At 45.1% G+C, this 22,339-nt stretch carries 17 protein-coding genes; 13 read left to right on the forward strand and 4 right to left on the reverse strand.

The features are described from left to right. The first annotated feature begins 37 nt into the window (after positions 1-37). Together purL and R7P80_RS20870 are read left to right on the forward strand one after the other, a co-directional pair. Positions 38-3,931, forward strand: coding sequence for a phosphoribosylformylglycinamidine synthase (gene purL, locus R7P80_RS20865; RefSeq protein WP_033905829.1), 3,894 nt, complete (start codon positions 38-40; stop codon positions 3,929-3,931). A gap of 295 nt (positions 3,932-4,226) precedes the next feature. Continuing rightward, a complete protein-coding gene (locus R7P80_RS20870; RefSeq protein WP_025998700.1) occupies positions 4,227-4,535 on the forward strand; it encodes a DUF3622 domain-containing protein in 309 nt (102 codons plus the stop codon). A gap of 90 nt (positions 4,536-4,625) precedes the next feature. On the opposite strand, the gene R7P80_RS20875 is transcribed toward R7P80_RS20870, so the two are convergent. From R7P80_RS20875 to R7P80_RS20885, 3 genes are all read right to left on the reverse strand, one after another. Further along, entirely contained in the window at positions 4,626-5,066 is a 441-nt protein-coding gene (locus tag R7P80_RS20875; RefSeq protein ID WP_225491896.1) for a DNA-directed RNA polymerase subunit beta, read from the reverse strand. Between the two features lie 118 nt (positions 5,067-5,184). Beyond that, positions 5,185-7,371 (reverse strand): TonB-dependent receptor domain-containing protein, encoded by a 2,187-nt coding sequence (locus R7P80_RS20880; protein ID WP_033905830.1) that lies wholly within the window; start codon positions 7,369-7,371, stop codon positions 5,185-5,187. A gap of 263 nt (positions 7,372-7,634) precedes the next feature. Next, positions 7,635-8,702 (reverse strand): succinylglutamate desuccinylase/aspartoacylase family protein, encoded by a 1,068-nt coding sequence (locus R7P80_RS20885; protein ID WP_017635689.1) that lies wholly within the window; start codon positions 8,700-8,702, stop codon positions 7,635-7,637. Between the two features lie 330 nt (positions 8,703-9,032). Here R7P80_RS20885 and R7P80_RS20890 point away from each other — a divergent pair, with 330 nt between their 5' ends. Beyond that, positions 9,033-9,572 carry a DUF3332 domain-containing protein gene (locus R7P80_RS20890; RefSeq protein WP_005381596.1) on the forward strand — a complete coding sequence of 180 codons (540 nt, stop codon included), beginning with the start codon at positions 9,033-9,035 and terminating at the stop codon, positions 9,570-9,572. 64 nt (positions 9,573-9,636) lie between these two features. On the opposite strand, the gene R7P80_RS20895 is transcribed toward R7P80_RS20890, so the two are convergent. After that, positions 9,637-11,109, reverse strand: coding sequence for an aminoacyl-histidine dipeptidase (locus R7P80_RS20895; RefSeq protein ID WP_053350265.1), 1,473 nt, complete (start codon positions 11,107-11,109; stop codon positions 9,637-9,639). A 1,024-nt stretch (positions 11,110-12,133) separates the two neighbouring features. On the opposite strand from R7P80_RS20895, the gene R7P80_RS20900 reads away from it, so the two are divergent. From R7P80_RS20900 to ribBA, 10 genes are all read left to right on the forward strand, one after another. Then, complete coding sequence (locus R7P80_RS20900) at positions 12,134-13,423, forward strand: NCS2 family permease (RefSeq protein ID WP_005381592.1); 1,290 nt, start codon at positions 12,134-12,136, stop codon at positions 13,421-13,423. Positions 13,424-13,687: 264 nt separating this feature from the next. Next, a complete protein-coding gene (gene tet(34) / locus R7P80_RS20905) occupies positions 13,688-14,152 on the forward strand; it encodes an oxytetracycline resistance phosphoribosyltransferase domain-containing protein Tet(34) (protein WP_005381590.1) in 465 nt (154 codons plus the stop codon). A 91-nt stretch (positions 14,153-14,243) separates the two neighbouring features. Then, the gene (gene frsA, locus R7P80_RS20910) at positions 14,244-15,491 is read left to right on the forward strand and encodes an esterase FrsA (protein ID WP_085569906.1); all 1,248 of its coding nucleotides are present in this window, start codon (positions 14,244-14,246) and stop codon (positions 15,489-15,491) included. Between the two features lie 115 nt (positions 15,492-15,606). Next, positions 15,607-15,996: a sigma factor-binding protein Crl gene (gene crl, locus R7P80_RS20915; protein ID WP_005381584.1), complete on the forward strand. Its 390-nt coding sequence runs from the start codon at positions 15,607-15,609 to the stop codon at positions 15,994-15,996. A 121-nt stretch (positions 15,997-16,117) separates the two neighbouring features. Next, positions 16,118-17,257 (forward strand): glutamate 5-kinase, encoded by a 1,140-nt coding sequence (gene proB, locus R7P80_RS20920; RefSeq protein WP_017820604.1) that lies wholly within the window; start codon positions 16,118-16,120, stop codon positions 17,255-17,257. A gap of 17 nt (positions 17,258-17,274) precedes the next feature. Continuing rightward, entirely contained in the window at positions 17,275-18,525 is a 1,251-nt protein-coding gene (locus R7P80_RS20925) for a glutamate-5-semialdehyde dehydrogenase (RefSeq protein ID WP_054730326.1), read from the forward strand. Positions 18,526-18,731: 206 nt separating this feature from the next. Beyond that, positions 18,732-19,181, forward strand: a complete 450-nt coding sequence (nrdR, locus tag R7P80_RS20930; RefSeq protein WP_005381578.1) for a transcriptional regulator NrdR — start codon at positions 18,732-18,734, stop codon at positions 19,179-19,181. A gap of 7 nt (positions 19,182-19,188) precedes the next feature. Then, the gene (ribD, locus tag R7P80_RS20935) at positions 19,189-20,316 is read left to right on the forward strand and encodes a bifunctional diaminohydroxyphosphoribosylaminopyrimidine deaminase/5-amino-6-(5-phosphoribosylamino)uracil reductase RibD (protein WP_171344833.1); all 1,128 of its coding nucleotides are present in this window, start codon (positions 19,189-19,191) and stop codon (positions 20,314-20,316) included. 8 nt (positions 20,317-20,324) lie between these two features. Beyond that, on the forward strand, positions 20,325-20,978 hold the full coding sequence (locus R7P80_RS20940; protein WP_225491897.1) for a riboflavin synthase: 654 nt from the start codon (positions 20,325-20,327) through the stop codon (positions 20,976-20,978). Between the two features lie 174 nt (positions 20,979-21,152). Next, on the forward strand, positions 21,153-22,262 hold the full coding sequence (gene ribBA / locus R7P80_RS20945) for a bifunctional 3,4-dihydroxy-2-butanone-4-phosphate synthase/GTP cyclohydrolase II (RefSeq protein ID WP_005381573.1): 1,110 nt from the start codon (positions 21,153-21,155) through the stop codon (positions 22,260-22,262). Positions 22,263-22,339 lie beyond the last annotated feature (77 nt).

Raw genomic sequence — 22,339 nt, forward strand, 5'->3', positions numbered from 1 at the left:
ATATCACCTTAATCAATTGCATAAGAGACCTAAGCACATGAGAATTTTGCGTGGCTCCCCAGCTCTTTCTGAGTTTCGTGTTAATAAACTACTGGAACTTTGTCGTGAACAAGATCTGCCTGTAACTGGCATTTATGCCGAGTTTATGCACTTTGCCGATCTAAAGTCAGACCTTGATGACCAAGAGTTAGAAAAACTTGAAAAGTTACTAACTTACGGCCCAACCATCGAAGAGCATGAGCCTGAAGGTCTTCTACTTCTTGTCACGCCTCGTCCTGGCACTATCTCGCCTTGGTCTTCTAAATCTACCGATATCGCTGTTAACTGTGGTCTGGATAAAGTGAAACGTCTAGAGCGTGGTACGGCTTATTATGTCGAGTCTTCAGTTGTTCTATCAGAAGCTCAAGCTGACGCTGTTAAAGCGTTAATTCACGACCGCATGATGGAAACAGTATTCACAGAATTTGAAGCCGCATCAGCATTATTTACTGTTGCAGAGCCTAAGCCTGTCGCACATGTTGATATCTTAGCTGGCGGTCGTCTTGCGCTTGAAGAGGCAAACGTTTCCCTTGGCTTGGCACTCGCAGAAGATGAAATTGATTACTTGGTAGAGAACTTTACTAAGCTTGGGCGTAACCCAAACGACATTGAATTGATGATGTTTGCTCAGGCGAACTCAGAGCATTGTCGCCACAAAATTTTTAACGCAGATTGGACTATCGACGGGGTAGATCAACCTAAGTCTTTGTTCAAAATGATCAAAAACACTTTTGAAACGACACCTGACTATGTACTGTCTGCATACAAAGACAACGCAGCCGTTATGACAGGTTCTAAAGCGGGGCGTTTCTTCCCTGACCCTAAATCTCGTCAATACACGTACCACCATGAAGATACGCACATCTTGATGAAGGTAGAAACGCACAACCACCCAACGGCAATCTCTCCATGGCCGGGCGCATCGACTGGCTCAGGCGGTGAAATTCGTGACGAAGGCGCGACGGGTATCGGCGGTAAGCCAAAAGCGGGTCTGGTTGGTTTTACAACCTCTAACTTACGTATTCCTGGTTTTGAACAGCCATGGGAAACCGACTTCGGCAAGCCGGGTCGTATTGTGAATGCGTTAGACATCATGCTTGAAGGCCCTCTTGGCGGCGCGGCATTCAACAACGAATTTGGTCGTCCAAATCTATTGGGTTACTTCCGTACTTACGAAGAAAAAGTCACTTCTCATGCGGGTGAAGAAATTCGTGGTTACCACAAACCAATCATGATTGCTGGTGGTATGGGTAACATCCGCGATGAACACGTACAGAAGAAAGAGATCCCTGTAGGTGCGAGCCTAATCGTACTTGGTGGTCCGGCAATGAACATCGGTCTTGGTGGTGGTGCGGCGTCCTCAATGGCATCTGGTCAGTCAGCAGAAGATCTGGACTTCGCTTCAGTACAGCGTGAAAACCCAGAGATGGAACGTCGCTGTCAGGAAGTGATCGACCGTTGTTGGCAGTTAGGCGACGACAACCCAATCGCATTTATCCACGATGTGGGTGCAGGCGGTATCTCTAACGCATTGCCTGAACTTGTCGACGACGGTGAGCGTGGCGGTAAGTTCCAATTACGCGATGTACCAAACGATGAGCCGGGCATGAGCCCACTGGAAATCTGGTGTAACGAATCACAGGAACGTTACGTTCTAGCGGTAGCGCCAGAAAACATGGAAGCATTCGACGCCATCTGTAAGCGTGAACGCGCACCGTATGCAGTGGTGGGTGTGGCGACAGAAGAGCGTCATCTAACGCTAGAAGATTCTCACTTCGACAATACGCCAATCGATATGCCAATGGATATCCTGCTTGGTAAGCCACCGAAGATGCACCGTGACGCAACCACACTAAAAGTGGAAAGCCCTGCCATTGTTCGTGATGGTATGGAGCTTAATGAAGCGGTGGATCGCGTACTTCGTCTTCCTGCTGTTGCAGAAAAAACATTCCTAATTACTATCGGTGACCGAACAGTAACGGGTCTGGTTGCTCGTGATCAAATGGTTGGTCCTTGGCAGGTACCAGTAGCAAACTGCGCAGTAACAGCGGCAAGCTACGACACTTACCATGGCGAAGCAATGTCGATGGGTGAGCGCACGCCAGTGGCATTACTAGACTTTGGAGCATCGGCTCGCCTAGCCGTTGGTGAGTCACTAACGAACATTGCGGCAACAGACATCGGTGATATTAAACACATTAAACTGTCTGCGAACTGGATGTCTCCAGCGGGTCACCCAGGTGAAGATGCGGGTCTTTACGAAGCAGTGAAAGCGGTTGGTGAAGAATTGTGTCCTGCGTTAGGTTTGACGATCCCAGTTGGTAAAGACTCCATGTCGATGAAAACCAAGTGGGAAGAAAACGGCGAGAGCAAAGAAGTCACTTCTCCACTGTCGCTAGTTATCACGGCATTTGGTCGTGTGGAAGACGTACGTAAGACCGTGACTCCACAACTACGCACTGACAAAGGAGATACCTCTCTAGTTCTTGTTGACTTGGGTAACGGAAAAAACCGCTTAGGTGCGACAGCATTGGCACAAGTATACAAACAGCTGGGTGACAAACCTGCTGACGTAGATAATGCAGAGCAGCTAAAAGGCTTCTTTGATGCAATGCAAGCGTTAGTACGTGATGACAAGCTAGTGGCTTACCACGATAAAGGCGACGGCGGTCTTTTTGTTACACTGGCTGAGATGGCGTTCGCGGGTCACTGTGGCGTAAAAGCGAACATCGCAGAGCTGGGTGATGATGCGCTAGCCGTTCTATTTAACGAAGAGCTAGGTGCGGTTGTTCAAGTTAAGAATGATGATCTAGATTCAGTTTTATCTACTCTGGCGGCAAACGGCTTAGAGGCATGCTCACATGTGATTGGTTCTGTTGAAGCTTCAGACGACTTTGTTATCACTTCTGGTGATGCAGTTGTGCTTGAACGTTCACGTACCGAACTACGCGTTATCTGGGCTGAAACAACGCATAAGATGCAAAGTCTACGTGATAACCCAGCGTGTGCAGACCAAGAGCACGAAGCTAAGAAAGACAACTCTGACCCTGGTCTAAACGTTAAGCTCAGCTTCGACGTAAATGAAGACGTTGCAGCACCGTACATTGCGAAAGGTGCTAAACCTAAGATGGCAATCCTACGTGAGCAGGGCGTTAACTCCCACGTCGAAATGGCAGCAGCGTTTGACCGCGCAGGTTTTGAAGCAACCGACATCCATATGAGCGATATCCTAACGGGCCAAGCGGTACTGGATGAATACCATGGCCTAGTAGCTTGTGGTGGCTTCTCTTACGGCGACGTACTAGGTGCGGGTGAAGGTTGGGCTAAGTCTATCCTGTTTAACGCACAAGCTCGTGAACAGTTCCAAGCCTTCTTCAACCGTGAAGAGACGTTCTCTTTAGGTGTATGTAACGGTTGTCAGATGCTATCAAACCTGAAAGAGCTGATCCCAGGTGCAGACTTGTGGCCACGTTTTGTGCGCAACGAATCTGAGCGTTTTGAAGCGCGCTTTAGTCTAGTTGAAGTTCAGAAATCTGATTCTGTATTCTTTGATGGCATGGCTGGTTCGCGTATGCCAATCGCGGTTTCCCACGGAGAAGGGCGTGTAGAAGTACGTGATGCAGAGCACCTAGCAGCGATCGAGGCATCAGGTACGGTTGCGGTTCGTTACGTGGATAACCTCGGTAACCCAACACAACAATACCCGAACAACCCGAATGGTTCGCCAAACGCGATTACCGGTTTAACAACAGCAGACGGTCGCGTAACTATCATGATGCCTCACCCAGAGCGCGTATTCCGCACAGTTGCAAATTCTTGGGCTCCGGAAGGTTGGGGTGAAAATGGCGCTTGGATGCGTATGTTCCAAAATGCCCGTAAGAATATCGGTTAATTAACCAAAAGTTAATCTAGCTTAAGTAAAGCGTTGGTTGAGAGACCAGCGCTTTCTTTTTTCTTATCACTCTTTTTTCTTCGTCGCTCTTTCTAGTGACTTGGCGAAACGTTGCTTTGTTCTGCCTCTTCTTTGTCATCTATTATCTAGCGTAAAAAACTTGCAGCGTTTAGATTACTTTTATGCTCTAATACCGCGCTTACCAAGGGATGGTGTTAAACAGCTCAGCTTAGATGGAGTTATCAAGTTGACCGAATCCCTGATTGATCCCTAAATCCCTTAGGAAATGAAAGAAATGTCTAAGAATCCAAAATTTGCTATCCGCGTCACTGAAAAACGTAACGGCTGGAGCGCAGAAATCACTCGCCAAGTGACATCTCGTAAGACTGTAGTATCAAAGCGTGAAACAGGCTTTGACAGCGAAGAGAAAGCACAAGCTTGGGCTGAACAAGAACTGGCTGGATTTATCCAAAACCAAGTGGTTCGTAACGAGCGTAAAGCAGCGCAACGTCAAGAGCGCGAAGCAGAACAACTAGCGGCAAAAGTTCGTAAAGAAGAAGCCCGCAAAGCACGTGAAACCGAAGTAGACACTGACGAAGAATAAGTTTAAATCGGTGAGATGGTGACGTTACCCATCAAACAAATAGTGAAAATGCCCTGAGTTTTGTCTCAGGGCATTTTTTATTTATATCGGCTAAAAACAATCCGACGATACGGACAAGCTAAACGTGCCGTCTTCAGGGGCTGCAAATTGTTTATTGCCAGGAAGAAGGTGAGGGTTATTAGCATAAGTGCGATGTGTCGATTTGACCTTTGCAGAATGTCTTTCCGGTAAATCAAAGTGTTGTAAGCCGTCAGATAGATCGTTTGCTTCACCGTAGTCGAAATGTGTTGCGACGTCTTTGGACTGCTTGGCGTAACGACAGTGATCCGGCTTACCATCTTCGTGCCAAGTTAAAGAGTTAGTTTTTGCATCTAGATTCAGGTTATTTGCTGTTGGCTGTGCGTAAAAATCTTCTGAAACTTGGTGCTTGCTTTGTTCTTGTAAGTAGTCTGCAATGTTCTCAGAAGCTTGCGCTAGGCTACCTACAGGGAAGAAGCAAATCAGAAGAAGCCGTGTTTTTAGATTGTTCATAATGTGTATGTAAGCAAAAGGAAATGATAATACTGATAAATAAAACGGCGTGCAATTATGGCCATTGGGTACGATATAACAGGGCAGTTAATGTCTGCCCTGCATCTTTTAGGTATGGTTAGTATTGATAAGTGAGGTGCAGTTTGACTTCGCGACCAGGCGAAGGCACGCCATTAGATAGGTATGCTTCGTAGTAACGATCGGTTAAGTTTTTCACAACCGCGCCAACGCTCAAGCCTTCGACTTGTTGTATTTCCCAAACCACGTAAGCGTTTTGTAGCGTGTATTGCTCACTTGGCGATTTCACTTTTAAATTATTACCGCTTGCCTTGGTTTTGGTTTGCGCATCATACCAGCGGACTTCCCAGCCCGTACGTAAACCAGGAATCCATTCGTAACCTAAACCCAGATTAATGTTTAATGGCGGTACATCAGGATGATCATCATCTGAACCTGTAGAGTCAGATAGGCTACCTTTGTTTTTGCCGCGAATGTAACTTGCTGAGAAATTACTGTAGAAATCTTCAATCCGGTATTGTGAAATTAGCTCAAAGCCATAGTTTTTAAAGCCATCTAGGTTTGTATTCCAGCTTTGTAACTCAGTAGTATTTTTGTCGAGGTTTTCGCCCGTTCGTATATCAACTGTGTCGCTAACATCGTTATAGAACATAGTTAACTCTGTTGCGAGGTTATCGCGAGAGTTCACCAGCCCTTCCGTTAAGTTGATAACGCTTGCTTGATAAGCATGGATACGAGACACGTCCAGATTCAAAGCAGTAGCCGTAGCGGTAGCTCGCGCATATTGCACTGAGTAGATGTTATCAACGGTTGGTGCTTTTAAAGCGTAGGCGTAGGAGGCGTTTAAACGCGTATTATTGCTCGCATCAAAGTCGATATCCAAACGTGGGCTAAAGCCTTTATGCGTCGTTTCACCATAGTCATGTCCGGCAGCTGGATCATTATAATCCGGCGCTGCGTTCCCTTTTCCTTCACTCTTGATGTATTCGTAACGCAGAGAAGGTGTGATTGTTAGGCGGTCTGTTGCTTGATAGTGATCAGCAATGTAAGCGGCATAAATTGACTGCGTGCCAGATGGTTCGTAGTAAGGGGTGTACCAACCGTAGTTTTTCGCTTCATTACTGTCGTATGATGCGTTGAATACTAACGAGTCTCTATCGGTTTTTTGATATTGAAGCCCAGTGACTAGAGTGTGGTCTCCGAATTGTGCTTGGTTAAACACATCAACGTAGTCACGCTCGTAACTCAGCCATGACTCATGACCGTAACTGCCAACAGAAACGAACATTTTCTCGAATGCTACGTCAGGGCGAACCCAATGACGATCGTTTTCGGAACGTGCCATTTTGATATTGAAATCAATATACGGGTTAGTCGGCATGTAGTGGTAAGAGATGGTTGTGGTGTTGTCCGTGTATTTGTTATCGACGGTGTAAGCGTATTGGGCTTTTTCTAATGAGCCGTATTTCTTGATATTGTATTCGGTGATGTTAGGCATTTTTCCGCGGCGGTTAGCCCAAGGTTTACGACCTTCATCTTTGTAGCGAGTGTGGCTAATTTCAAACTCGTGATCGTTGTTTTCATAACCGACTTTTACGAGCATGTTTTCTTGCTCATAACCTGAGTAATCCAGCGTTTCACCACCACCGACTTTAATGTCATCAGAATCTTTTACCGAGCCATTCGCTAGAAAATAAAAACCAGCATCGTTTTTACCATAGAGTGTTAGCGTGTAGGCGTTCTCATCGCCGTTGTTGTTATATGCACTTGAGATGCGAGCACCAAAGTTTCTGTCGCCGTACAGGAGATCATCGACACTTTTGGTTTTAATGCGAATGGAGCCACCAAACTTCCCGTTGAGTGCTCGATAGTCGTGCGCGCCCTTGATAATTTCTGCTTCGCCAATTAAGAACGGATCAAAAAAGAAGGTACCGTAGCGGTATTGTTGAAAGCCAATTGGAGCGCCATCGACAAAGACGGCGATATCGCTTGGATCATCAAAACCACGAATGTTAATACGTTCGCCACCAGAACGACCGCCACCATCTATTGATGCACCGGGAACGGCATCGATCATTGAGGCAAAATTAGAGTACTGTTGCTCTTCAATCTCTGACCAATTAATGGTGGTTTGCGCAGGCTCAGCAATGGTAATGGGTTTGGCATAACGAACGCCTATGACTTCAAGCTCTTCATTTGGCGCTGTCTCGGCATATGAATAAAGAGGGAAGAGCAAAGCCAGTGAAATGAGATTTACTTTGAATGGATGACTTATTAATCGTTTCATATTGATGATTTATAGTGTTTTTATGAAGCTCGGATTATAAGAACATTATTACGATTAATAAATGATAATGAGATTAATTATCAAATGTGTTTTTGCGACGGATTGTAAAGTTTTTTATCCATTCGTGGAAACTACGATAAGTATCGTTAGCGTACATAAAACAAAAAGCCCAGCATCATGGACGCTGAGCTTATTGGCTTTAAACAAGATAGTGCGAGCACTGTTGCTCCTTTTGAGCTAATCAGGCGCCTACTTGGTAGGAATTACTGAGTTTCTAACGGTATCTGTCCGGTGGTCAGCGGCTCGGCATCGAATTCAGTGAGGCCTTCAATATAGCTTTCGACTGCTTGCTCTAAAGCATTATCACCTTGGTTAAAATAGGCAAGGTGGAAAATTGCATCGCCTTCGTTCACCAATGGTAATGTTTGTTGACCGATAACCAAACCACGCTTCGGGGCTTTTAGTTCTATCTCGTCATGACCAAGAGGAGAGCTAATATAAGCGAGCGTTTCACCCTGTTCTACTTTGTCTCCCAGATTAACGACAGTACGCAAAATGCCGTTACCTGACGCGCGAACCCAGCTGGTGGACTTCGCTATGATAGGCTCAGGCAGCTTTTTCCTGCTCGCACGCAACATACCAATGGCTTGCATTACGCGCCGAACCCCGAGTACACCAGCGCTGATCGAAAGTGGATCAAAACGCAATGCTTCGCCAGCTTCGTAGGTGAGCACTGGAATATCGCATTTTTCTGCTTCACTGCGTAAAGAGCCATCACGCAATGCTGAATCAACAATCACTGGCGTTGCAAATGCTTGAGCAATACGCAGAGTTTCTGAGTTGCTTAAGTTTGCGCGGATCTGTGGCAAGTTCGTGCGATGAATGGCCCCTGTGTGTAGATCCAAAATGTAGTCACAACGCTTGGCAATGTTGTTAAAGAACCCGTGTGCCATACGAGATGCAAGTGCGCCTTTTTCACTGCCAGGAAAGCAACGGTTGAGATCTCGTCGGTCGGGCAAGTAACGAGATTTATGGATGAAACCAAAAACGTTAACGATAGGTACTGCAATGACAGTGCCTTTCAGTTTTTGTGGATCCAGTTGGTTAATGATCTGACGAACGATTTCTACGCCATTAAGCTCATCACCATGGATAGCGGCATTCACCATTAACACTGGTCCTTCTTGTTTCCCATGGATGATTTCCACAGGAATAGATAAAGGCGAATGTGTATATAGCTTCGCTGCTTCAAATTCGATCTCTAATCGTTGTCCTGGTTGTATTTGATGTCCTAAGAGCTCAAATACTTTGCTTTTTTTACTTCTGGCCATAAACCATCTCTGTCAAATGCGTCATCAGCAATGTAACAATTGCTGCAAAATCGCACTAATCATTCTCATTAAGGACACGACAAATTACTTTAATCGTCATGCGTGAAATTTTGGTATGTGTGAAGTTTTTGTTTTCAATATGATCTTTTCTATCAGTTTAATACATAACAAGCCATAGAGAAGAGAGCGCAATAATAGCCTTAAAAAATGTGACTGTATTAAAAATAATACTGTTCATGGAGGACAAAAAAACGGACTTTTAACCCTACTTTTTATCCGATAATATCCGCGCCGAATTTGAGGTTTCACACTTTCTAACTAGAGGTTTTGATGAAAAAGGCAATTGCTAAAATTGGTGCATTGACTGCGGTAGCAGTTTCACTTTCAGGTTGCGTAGGTAGTAATGCCGTGACAGGTTATGTCATGGGGTTTAACTTGAAAGCTGTTGACAACCGTTACGCTCGAGGTGGCCTAAATATGCTTTTAGCGCCTGTTTATGGTGTCGCGATCGCAGCGGATTATATCGTGTTTAACTCTCTAGAATTTTGGACGGGTAAGAACCCGTTAAATGGTAAGCCACATATCTTCGATACAAAGGTAGATACTTACATTGATGTCAATCACCAGTTAGATAAGTCGTTAACGACGGCACCAATCGCACCATTAGCGGATAACCGTGTCATTGAGCAGGGGCGAATGCAGCAAATCGATGAGAACACTGTTCAAATGGATATTACTTACAGTAACGGTGAAAAGGCGACACTCATGGGTGTACGCGATGGTGAGTTTGTTACTTACTACATTGATGGTGAAGTTGCTGCACAAACCTCAATGGATGAATTAGCCGCTTACGCGCAAAACCGTGTGTAGTTGGGTTCAACTAAACCAAAAAAAGGGTGCCGTATGGCACCCTTTGTCATTTTTCGTGATTGAATTATGCTTTCTCTGGAATCGCTTCTAAAAGCGCGACCATCTGTTCCCAGTACAACTGAACAGTATCAATCTTCACTTTCTCATCTGGAGAGTGAGGGAATTTTATTGTTGGACCGAAAGAAACCATATCCATGTGTGGGTATGGTTCTTTAAATAGGCCACACTCAAGACCAGCATGGATGACCATGATGTTCGGCTTATGACCGTAAATGCCTTCATACATATCACGGAAAATTGCCATGATCTCGGAATCTGCATCTGGCTTCCAGCCAGGGTAAGCGCCTGAGAACTGAATTTGTGCGCCTGCTAGCTCAGTAATCGAGCGCAGCATGCTTTCCACTTGGCTACGGCCAGAGTCAATGAGAGAACGAATCAAGCAAAGCACGGTGACTTTATTTTCTTCTGTGCTGATCACACCAACGTTTAGAGAAGTTTCAACAACGCCTTCCACCTCATCACTCATACGGATTACGCCGTTTGGACAAGCGTTAAGTGCCGCAATGAATCGTTGCTGATCGGCGATTGAAAATACTTGCGCGTCAGTCGTGATCACTTCATTAAAGGTTACGATACCTGTTTCGATTTTACCCAATTCAGTTTTAAGCAGCTCAGTGTAGTGGTTGAACAGCTCAGCAAGCTTGTCTTGGTTTTCGACAGGAAGCGCGACAGTAACAAACGCTTCGCGAGGGATTGCATTACGTAAGCTACCGCCACGGAATTCGACTAAACGTAAATCAAGCTCTTGAGCATGACCGGCAAGGAAACGACCAAGTAATTTGTTGGCATTACCGCGACCTGTGTGAATGTCACAACCTGAGTGACCACCTTTTAGGCCTTTCAGCGTCAGTTGGCGTGTTACAAAACCTGCAGGCGTTGATTCTCGAGAAATATCGAAAGTCATGGTGCCATCAACGCCACCTGCACAACCCATGTAGACTTCGCCTTCTTGCTCAGAGTCTGTATTTAGAAGAATCTCACCCTCTAACCAACCAGCTTCAAGGCCAAATGCGCCAGTCATGCCTGCTTCTTCATCAATCGTCAGCAGAACTTCGAGTGGACCGTGCTTAATATCTTTAGATGCCAATACAGCAAGGCAAGAAGCCATACCAATACCGTTATCTGCACCAAGCGTTGTGCCTTTCGCAGTTACCCATTCGCCATCTATGTAAGGTTGGATTGGATCTTTGGTGAAGTCGTGTTCAGTGTCTTCGTTTTTCTGCGGCACCATGTCGATGTGTGCTTGAAGTACAACAGCCTTCTTATTTTCCATTCCTGGTGTCGCGGGCTTTTTGATGAACACGTTACCGGTTGGATCACGGCGAACGTCAAAGCCTTGCTCTGTTGCCCAGTTGATAATGTACTGTGCTAATGCTTCTTCATGTTTCGATGGATGAGGGATAGAACAAATCTTATCGAAAAACTGCCAAAGTGGAGCAGGTGATAAGGTACTGATCTCAGAATGGAACTCAGACACGGAGGACTCCTTTTGATGTGCTTTGCCAAATATATACCGTAAAAATATTGTCAAGGTAGCATTAAATGCTAGACGATTTGGCCTTCAAATTGCCGTTAGCATACCACCAGATAAGGAGTACGAGTAGTCGCGATCACAAGGATTTCTCTCAGAACTGTCACAGTTTGTGAATACAATAACAAGCACTATGTGTTCTCTATCATACATTCTTAAAGTGGCTTTATTTTTTAATTCATAAAATTGTAATTTAATTACATATAAACTTTGATAAAGGTCAATTTATGTATTTTTTGTGATTCCAATCACTAAAATGCTTGTAATTAAATTTCTTGGTGGTATATTTGTAACCAGCTTCTGAGAGAAGAATGAAATGCTCAAAGGATGAGTCCGTTTTATCGCCTCCAAGGAACCGAGAAATCAACGAATGTTTAATTGATTTAAAAGGTGATAGTTATGAAAGGTTTACCAAGTACAATGTTCTGGAATAGCAAGTCTGTTTACACCGGTAACTTTGTATACCCAACAAGCTTTGGCTACTAAGTGAAGTCAACGCATGTGACTCGAACAGTTTGTTCACCCCTATAAATTGGAATTTTTTTTCAGTGATAGTGCTGACATGATTCACCGCCACCCAAATTGGGTGGCGTTTTTTTATCTCTATTTTCTCTTCCTGACTCACTTATTGTCATCAAAGCCTTCTTCTATTCCCCATTCTTCGGTTTTATCGACTTTTCCACCAAATCTGTTAGATACCATGTTAAAAATGGGCCTTTTTCATCTGAAAGTTTAGTACATTGCTCAGTTTTTATTCTCTTTTAGGGAACTGTGTTATCTAGATTACCTATTGTTTTGTAAGAATATATTCCTTTGCCTACTTTGATAGGTTAGAGAATGTGTTTCATATCCAAAGAAAAAAAACGCATTAGAGTGAAGATTCTATCTAGAATTTGCTATTTGATAACTTTATAATTCCCGCCAATCGATTACGCAACCGTTTACTTTTTTACCTTTACAGGATTCGATCATGCTCGAGAGGCTTTTTAAACTCAGTGAAAATGGCACAAATGTGCGCACTGAGATCATTGCAGGTGTTACGACCTTCCTAACTATGGCTTACATTATTTTTGTAAACCCAGCGATCCTGTCGGATACCGGTATGGACCGTGGCGCCATTTTTGTCGCGACTTGTCTTGCTGCCGCAATCGGCTGTTTTATCATGGGATTTGTTGCCAATTACCCAATCGCACAGGCACCAGGAATGGGCCTGAACGCATTTTTTACTTACTCTGTTGTATTGGGAATGGGTTATACGTGGCAAGTTGCGTTGGCGGCTGTATTTGTTTCTGGCCTTCTGTTCATTCTTTTAAGCGTATTTAAGATCCGTGAGTGGATTATTAACTCGATCCCGCATTCTCTACGAACAGGTATTTCAGCTGGTATTGGTCTTTTCTTAGCGTTTATCGCATTAAAAAATGCAGGTATCGTCGTTGATAACCCAGCGACATTAGTTTCTATGGGAGAGATCACATCATTGCCATCTGTATTGGCCGCGATTGGCTTCTTTCTTACGATTGCACTGGTTCACCGTGGTGTGAAAGGTGCGGTGATGATCGCCATTCTTGGCGTTACAGCGCTTGGTCTTCTATTTGGTGATGTGCAGTGGGGCGGTATTATGTCAACGCCACCAAGCATTGCGCCAACTTTCATGCAACTGGATTTCTCTGGTTTGTTTGAAGTAGGCATGATTTCCGTCGTATTTGCTTTCCTATTTGTCGATTTATTTGACACCGCAGGTACGCTCGTTGGCGTTTCTCAAAAAGCTGGTCTAACTGATGAGAATGGCAACATCCCTCGTTTAAACAAAGCGTTACTTGCAGACTCAACAGCAACGTCAGTAGGTGCATTACTTGGTACCTCCAACACGACATCTTATATTGAAAGCGTTTCTGGTGTAGCTGCGGGTGGGCGTACTGGTCTAACAGCCGTGGTTGTTGGTGTACTCTTCCTACTTGCTCTATTGTTCTCACCACTTGCGGGTATGATCCCTGCTTATGCAACGTCAGGTGCGCTATTCTATGTGGCGATCTTGATGCTGTCTGGGCTAGTAAGCATTGATTGGCGTGACCTAACTGAAGCGTCCCCAGTTGTTGTGACTTGTTTAGTTATGCCGCTAACATTCTCGATTGCAGAAGGTATCACGTTAGGCTTTATCGCATACGCGGCGATCAAGTTATTCAGCGGTAAGGGCCGTGAAGTGTCGATGAGTGTATGGGTGATGTCAGCCATCTTCATCGTTAAATACCTCGTCGGTTAATTTCTCGAGCAAAAAGCCAGTGTGGATTTATTCACGCTGGCTTTTTCTTTTTTTACGTTGTTCACAGAAGACGGTTTTTCTGCGGAATAGGCAGAGAATTTTGATATCACCGTTGGTATTAGCGGTGTGTTTCGGTAGAATAATCGTTTGCGCAGCTTGAAATCCTCGTCTCCAAACATTTTGGAGAAGTTAGTGAGCATTCCGCTTTTGAGTGACTTCGCTAGATTTTGAGGATGCATATTTTCAAATTATTAGGTTATTACAATGAGTAAAAAATTCATTATCACTTGGGATGCAATGCAGACTTACTGCCGTGAACTGGCTGAAAAACAAATGCCAGCTGAGCAATGGAAAGGAATTTGGGCGGTAAGCCGCGGCGGTTTGGTTCCTGGCGCTATTTTGGCTCGTGAACTGGGTATTCGTTACGTTGATACAATCTGTATTTCAAGCTACGACCATGATCATCAGCGCGATATGACTGTACTAAAAGCACCTGAAGGTGATGGCGAAGGTTACCTAATCGTTGAAGACCTAGTAGACAGTGGTGATACAGCGCGCAAACTACGTGAGATGTATCCAAAAGCGAAAATGATCGCTGTGTGTGCGAAACCATCAGGCAAAGAGCTGCTGGATGATTACGTTGTAGATATTGCTCAAGACACTTGGATCGAGCAGCCTTGGGATATGTCAATCCAGTATGCTGAGCCAGTAAACCGCAAGCAAAAATAAGCGCGGTTAAAGAATATTGAGAAATGCCCCTTTATAGGGGCATTTTTTTTATTATGATATTAAATCATGCTAATAGCCTAGGGTTCTTCCTATGTCTGAAGACGTCAGTAAAAATCTTTCCGAAACTTTGTTCGTGAAACATAAGCAAGCAAAAGAAACCTCCGCGCTTACCCAGTACATGCCGACCAGTAAAAAAATACTTGATGAACGAGAAGCGCAGGGTGATCGTGCTTGGTATCGTCATTTGCGTCGCTTGCAATGGGCTTGGCAAGGATTGTCTCCGATCGAAATGGAAGGCGTACTGTCCAAAATTGCTTCATCATCTCACTCGCGAACCAATGATGATTGGTTAGACACTGTAATGGGTTATCACAGTGGTAACTGGACATTTGAGTGGATCAAGCTTGGTATGGATCATCAGAAGCGAGCAAATGAAATGCAAGGAGAAGAGGCAGCGGATGAACTCTTCACTGCTTCTTTGTGTTTTAGTATTGCAGGCTACCCACATTTAAAAAATGACAACTTGGCATCGCAAGCTCAAGTTCTGGCAAACAAAGCGTATTCTGACGGCGCAGAAAAAACTAAGTACACCATCAAGCAAATTGAAGTGCCTTACCAAAATCGCAAAATCATCGCGAACCTCCATTTACCAAGAACGGATAAACAGTTGCCTGTGGTAATGGTGAGCGCTGGTTTGGATACCCTACAAACCGACATGTGGCGTTTGTTCCGTAATCGTCTTGCACCGCGAGATATTGCGATGTTAACCGTGGACATGCCTTCGGTAGGGCATAGCTCTCATTGGCCCTTGACCGAGAATTCAAGTTGCCTACATCAAGCGGTATTGAATGAGCTTTACTCGCTACCTTGGGTTGATCATCACAAAGTGGGGTTAGTTGGGTTTCGTTTTGGTGGTAATGCAATGATCAGACTCTCTTTTGTCGAGCAGGAAAAGATCAAAGCTTGTGTCGCTCTAGGCGCACCCGTACATGATATTTTTACTTCCCCTCAGAAGTTACAAAAAATGCCGAAGATGTATTTAGATCTTTTGGCTTCCCGTTTGGGGAAAAATGCGGTTGATATTAATAGCATGGCTGGTCAGATGATGGCGTGGTCATTGAAGGTTCAGGGCTTCCTGAGCAGTCGAAAAACCAAAGTGCCTATTTTGGCTTTGGGTCTTGAAGGCGATCCAGTGTCGCCACACAGTGATAATCAACTTGTTGCTCTATTTAGCCAGTATGGTAGAGCAAAAAAAATCAGTTCCAAAACAATTACAAAAGGATATGAGCAATCCCTCGATTTAGCCATAAAGTGGCTAGAAGATGAATTATTAGGGTGACAATTCTCCTAAATTAGTTAAGAGTGATATATCTGAGCAAAAAATAAGCTCATGATAATTAAAAATAATAATCATTCTTGGGTGTTTACTTTTAACTATGAAAACGGAGATTCATATGTCAGAGACGACTCAGGGCCCGACTCACTTTCGCTTGATGTCAAAGTTGAAGGCGATAGGGCCTTACCTGCGCGAACCACAATCGCAAGAAGGGCGCTATTATTTTGATTGTTTATCTGTATGTGTAGACGACAAAAAATCGCCTGAGAAGCGTGAATTTTGGGGCTGGTGGATGGATTTGGAATCCATCGAGGGAGGCTTTACTGCTAAATATCATATTGGCAAGTACAACAAAGAAGGGCAATGGGTATCTGAAGCCCTTCCCAAAAAAGTGGTAGAGGAAGTGTATCTCACGCAGAGCACATTCCATCAAAAGCTGGTTGATACTTTAGAAGAACACTTCAAATTAGAAGTCGAATATCACACGGAGTCTTTCGATTTCGCTTAATTTGGTTGTTTTCATTTAATACCAAACAAAAAGGTGCGAAAACGCACCTTTTCTCTTGTTAATTCCCTATTTGATTGTTAAAACATCCTCTCTTTATTTGTTTTTCACTTCAGAAGACATCATGACAACGAATCAACAAAATGCAGTTGTTTCACAACCACAAACTGTCGTTGTGAAACTGGGTACAAGTGTGCTGACAGGCGGCACTCTGGCACTCGACCGTGCACACATGGTTGAGTTAGCACGCCAGTGTGCTGAGCTTAAAAAACAAGGCCATTCAATCGTAATGGTTTCGTCTGGTGCGATTGCAGCAGGCCGTGAGCATCTTGGTTACCCCGCATTGCCCAACGAGATGGCGAGTAAGCAGTTACTTGCCGCGGTGGGGCAGAGTCGCTTGATTCAAACATGGGAGTCTTTGTTTGGTATTTATGGTATCAAGATCGGCCAAATGCTACTAACCCGTGCCGATTTAGAAGATCGTGAGCGATTCCTTAACGCGCGTGACACTATTAATGCGCTCGTTGCGAACGATATTGTTCCTATCGTAAACGAAAATGATGCCGTTGCGACTAGCGAGATTAAAGTTGGCGATAACGACAACCTTTCCGCTTTGGTAGGCATTTTATGTGGTGCAGATAAGCTCTTGCTTTTAACGGACCAAAAAGGTCTGTTTACTGCTGACCCTCGTAGAGATCCGAACGCAGAGCTTATCAAGGAAGTAAAAACCATCGACGATACGCTGCGTAAAATCGCAGGTGGAAGCGGTACAACATTGGGTACTGGTGGTATGGCAACGAAGCTGCAAGCCGCAGACATCGCTCGCCGCGCAGGTATAGAGGTTATTATTGCTGCTGGTAGTGCGCCGAATGTTATCTTTGACTCTTTAAGTGCTGAACCTCAGGGCACGCGCTTCCTACCTTGCGCTGAAGCCTTAGAGAACCGTAAACGCTGGATTCTAGCGGGACCTGCGGCATCGGGCGACATCATTATTGATGATGGTGCAGTCAATGCTGTGGTCGGCAAGGGCAGTAGCCTACTTGCTAAAGGGGTAATCAAAGTTAGTGGTGACTTCGCACGAGGCGAAGTGGCGCGTGTAACAAACGCTCACGGTAAGTTGGTGGCTCGTGGCATCAGCGCCTACTCAAGTGATGACCTAACTAAAATTACGGGTAAGCACAGTAAAGATATCATCTCTATTTTGGGTCATGATTATGGCTCTGAGGTGATTCACCGCGATGATTTGGTCGTCATTCAGGAATAGAATTAGAGGGAAGCAAAGTGGATTTAACGAATATGGGTAAAGCTGCTAAAGATGCAGCTTTCGAATTAGCGACAGCGTCAACTGCGCAAAAAAACCAAGCATTAGCCATCATTGCTGATGAACTAGAAGCAAACTCTGCTGCTATTTTGGCGGCAAACGCTAAAGACATCGAACTTGGCCGTGAAGCGGGTTTAACCGATGCGCTGCTCGATCGCCTTTTGCTTAATGAAGAACGATTGACTGCAATTGCGAATGATGTTCGCAACGTCATTAGCTTGAACGATCCTGTAGGCAGCGAAATAGACAGTAAGGTACTGGAAAATGGGATGTCACTGTCTCGTCGTCGCGTGCCGCTTGGTGTCGTGGGCGTAATTTATGAAGCGCGTCCAAACGTAACCATTGATATCGCAGCGTTGTGCTTGAAAACCGGCAACGCAAGCATTTTACGTGGTGGCAAAGAGACCTTTTTCTCGAATATGGAATTAGTGAAGGTTATTCAGTCTGCGCTCGCAAAGGCGAACCTTCCAGCCGCTTCTGTGCAGTACATTGAAAAACCAGATCGTGAGCTTGTTTCTCAATTGCTTAAGTTGGACGATTACGTCGACATGATCATTCCACGCGGTGGTGCTGGCCTACACAAAATGTGTAAAGAAAACAGCACGATTCCGGTGATTATTGGTGGCTTTGGTATCAGCCATATCTTTGTCGACGAATCCGCTGATCTAGAGAAATCCCTGAATGTGGTTGAGAACTCTAAAGTTCAACGTCCATCTGCGTGTAACTCATTAGATACGCTGCTCGTGCATGAAAAAATTGCAGCGCAATTCCTACCAATGATCGTAGAGCGCATGAACGATAAAGTGACCTTCGTGACAGAGCCTAAGGCAAAAGCACTGATGCCTCAAGCAACACAAATTCGCGATGCTGTTGAAGGTGACTTTGATACGGAATGGTTGAGCTACACTCTTGGTGTAAAAGTTGTGTCTGATGTGAAAGATGCCATTGTTCATATGCGTGTCCATAACGCGAGCCACTCAGATGCGATCATGACCAATAGTTTGGAAAACTCAGAACTGTTCATCAATTCTGTCGGTTCGGCGGCGGTTTATGTGAATGCTTCAACGCGCTTTACAGACGGTGCGCAATTTGGCCTTGGCGCAGAAGTCGCAGTATCTACGCAAAAGCTACATGCACGCGGTCCGATGGGCTTAGAAGAGCTAACTAGCTACAAGTGGGTTGGTAAAGCGAACTACTTAGCACGCAGTTAACACATTCGACGAGATCTTGAGTGAAAAAGGGGCCTTTGCGCCCCTTTTTGTTTTGTCTAACATACCAATTCCGCTACACTACATGAGCTTTTATTTCGGTTTGAAAGCGTTATACCCAAATAGCTTTAATAGAGTCCGTATAACCATGAACGCGTGGTTATCCGTGATTGCTCATGAGGTTATTTTGGTATAGATATGGAGGTGATATGCATTGTCCTTTTTGTTCCGAGAACGATACCAAAGTTATTGATTCCCGCTTAGTGGCTGATGGCCATCAAGTTCGACGTCGCCGTCAGTGCTTGGCGTGTAGCGAGCGTTTCACTACGTTTGAAAGCGCAGAGTTAGTGATGCCTAAAGTGATCAAATCGAATGGCAACCGTGAACCATTTGATGAAGATAAAATGGTTGGCGGTATTCAACGAGCTTTAGAGAAACGCCCAGTGAGTGCCGATTCTATAGAGTTAGCGATCAGTATGATCAAATCACAACTGCGTGCGACGGGTGAGCGAGAGGTTCCGAGTGAAATGATTGGTAATTTAGTCATGGACCAGCTCAAAGAGCTCGATAAGGTGGCTTACATTCGTTTCGCTTCCGTTTACCGCAGCTTTGAAGATATTCGCGAGTTTGGCGAAGAGATTGCCCGCCTAGAAGACTGAGTAGCTCATGACTCAACACACTCTTGAAAGAGCGTTTTCTGATTTAGATTTCGCCATGATGTCACGAGCTATTAAGTTAGCGAAACGTGGCATTTATACCACCGCCCCTAATCCAAATGTAGGGTGTGTCATCGTTCGTGATGAAGAAATTGTCGGTGAAGGTTATCACCATCGTGCTGGTGAGCCGCATGCCGAGGTGCACGCGATGCGCATGGCGGGTGAAAAAGCAGTTGGTGCAACCGCTTATGTGACGCTAGAACCTTGCTCTCATTACGGCCGTACACCGCCATGTGCCGAAGGGCTGATTAAAGCCAAAGTGGCACGTGTGGTTTGCGCCATGGTAGACCCAAACCCGAAAGTTGCAGGTCGCGGCATCCAGATGTTACGTGATGCCGGAATTGAAGTACAAATCGGCTTGTTAGAGCAAGATGCCCTTGCCCTTAACCCTGGTTTTATAAAGTACATGCGTACAGGCATGCCGTTTGTTCAATTAAAAATGGCAGCCAGTTTGGATGGGCAAAGCGCACTCAGTAATGGTCAGAGCCAATGGATCACCTCCCCAGCGGCCCGCCAAGATGTGCAGCGTTATCGAGCGATAAGTGGTGGCATTCTTTCTACTAGCAAAACGGTGATTGATGATAATGCATCACTCAATGTGCGCTGGGATGACTTACCTAATAGTGTTCAAGCGCAGTATTTACAAGAAGAGCTTCGTCAACCAGTACGTGTAATCTTAGACCGTCAGAACCATTTAACTGATGCGCTCAAGCTGTTCCATACCGATGGAGAACGAGTTATTGTTCGCTCTGATGGAGACTGTATCCCTCTATTGGACAGCGCTCACCAAATTGACTTATCAACGACATTAAAACGTATCTCGGATGAGCACCACATCAATCACTTATGGGTTGAAGCTGGAGCTACGCTAGCGAGTGCGATGATAAAGGCTAATCTTGTAGATGAGCTCATTGTTTACCTTGCGCCAAAACTCATGGGCAGCGATGGTCGGGGGCTTATCGGTGCTTTAGGGTTAAGCGCTATGGCTGACGTCATAGATTTAAACATTACAGACGTTCGTATGGTTGGGGTAGACATTCGCATCACCGCCACCATAAAACGTAATGAAATTAGATAAGAAATAGTATGTTTACAGGAATAGTAGAAGCAGTTGGCAAGTTAGCTGCGATTACGCCGAAGGGCGAAGACATCATCGTCACGGTTGAAACGGGTACGCTTGATATGTCAGACGTTAAGTTAGGCGATAGCATTGCGACCAATGGTGTTTGCTTAACGGTAGTTGACTTCGGAAGCCACTATTACAGTGCTGATCTGTCCTTAGAAACCTTGAAGAAAACTGGGTTTGCTGAATACCAAGTAGGCGATAAGGTGAATGTAGAAAAAGCCATGTTGCCAACAACGCGATTGGGTGGACATATCGTTTCTGGCCATGTCGATGGGGTTGGTGAAATTGTCGAACGCAATTCAGTTGGCCGTGCGATAGAGTTTTGGGTTGCAATGCCTGCGGAAATTAGCAAGTACGTTGCAGAGAAAGGCTCGATTACTGTTGATGGTATTAGCCTAACCGTCAACGACTTACGTAAAAATGCTTTTAAGCTGACGATCGTTCCTCATACGAGTGAAGAAACTACGATTGACCAGTTTCAAGTGGGGCGCAAAGTCAACTTAGAAGTTGATGTACTTGCGCGTTATATGGAGCGTTTACTGCAAGGACAACAAGAAGATAAGGCCGAGTCTCGTATCACGATGGACTTTTTACAGCAAAACGGTTTTGCATAAGTCTTGGGAGTGGCTGCGTGAGGCATGCGATAAAGAGCAGACTCACAGAACACCGCGAGATTCATTGACTTGCTTAATGCAAAGCTCAAACTATTGACCTAACTAAGCATTCACTGCAACGTAATTTTTCATTGCTGTCGCAATAACAAATTTAGAATAACGGGATAACAGACTATGCCAATCAGTACGCCACAAGAAATTATTGATGATATTCGCGCGGGCAAAATGGTCATCCTAATGGATGATGAAGACCGCGAGAATGAAGGTGACTTGATCATGGCTGCCGAGCATATTACGCCGGAAGCCATCAACTTTATGGCAACCTATGGCCGTGGCCTGATTTGTTTAACCATGACCAAAGATCGTTGCGAAAGTCTAGGTCTGCCACCAATGGTGCAAGACAATAATGCGCAATACACCACCAACTTTACTGTTTCGATTGAGGCAGCAGAAGGGGTAACGACTGGTATTTCAGCCGCAGATCGCGCACGTACCGTTCAAGCAGCAGTCGCGCCAAACGCTAAAGCTGCGGATTTGGTGCAGCCTGGTCACATCTTCCCTCTCGCAGCTCAAGACGGCGGTGTACTGACTCGCGCAGGTCACACTGAAGCTGGCTGTGATTTGGCTCGTCTTGCTGGTTTAGAGCCAGCATCGGTGATTGTTGAGATCTTAAATGACGACGGCACGATGGCTCGTCGCCCAGATCTAGAGATCTTTGCAGAGAAGCACGGTATTAAATTGGGCACTATTGCCGACCTAATTGAGTACCGCAATAACACTGAGACAACGATTGAACGTGTGGCAGAGTGCAAGTTACCGACAGAGTTTGGCGAGTTCACGTTAGTCACGTACAAAGACACCATTGATAACCAAGTGCACTACGCAATGTGCAAGGGCGATTTGAAAGAAAAAGCGCCACTGGTTCGCGTTCATCTTCAAGACGTTTTTACCGACTTACTACGTAGCGATCGTAATGCAGAGCGCAGCTGGACACTAGATAAGGCAATGAAACGCATTGGTGAAGAAGGCGGTGTGCTGGTTGTTCTTGGCCATGAAGAATCGACCGATCTACTTATTCATCGCGTGAAGATGTTCGAAGCGCAAGACAAAGGTGAAGCCCCAACGCTTGCTAAAAAACAAGGCACGTCTCGCCGTGTTGGCGTTGGTTCACAGATTCTTGCGGATCTCGGTGTACATGATATGCGTCTTCTGTCATCGACCAACAAAAAGTACCACGCGTTAGGTGGTTTTGGTCTGAACGTTGTTGAGTACGTCTGCGAGTAACAACCGAACAATAAGTTCCTAGTCTTTGACGTGCTTAACTCGTCAATGGCTAGGAACCAGTGATTTGCCTCCAATTT

This window comes from Vibrio sp. 2092 (assembly GCF_033339635.1).
Lineage (GTDB): Bacteria > Pseudomonadota > Gammaproteobacteria > Enterobacterales > Vibrionaceae > Vibrio > Vibrio alginolyticus.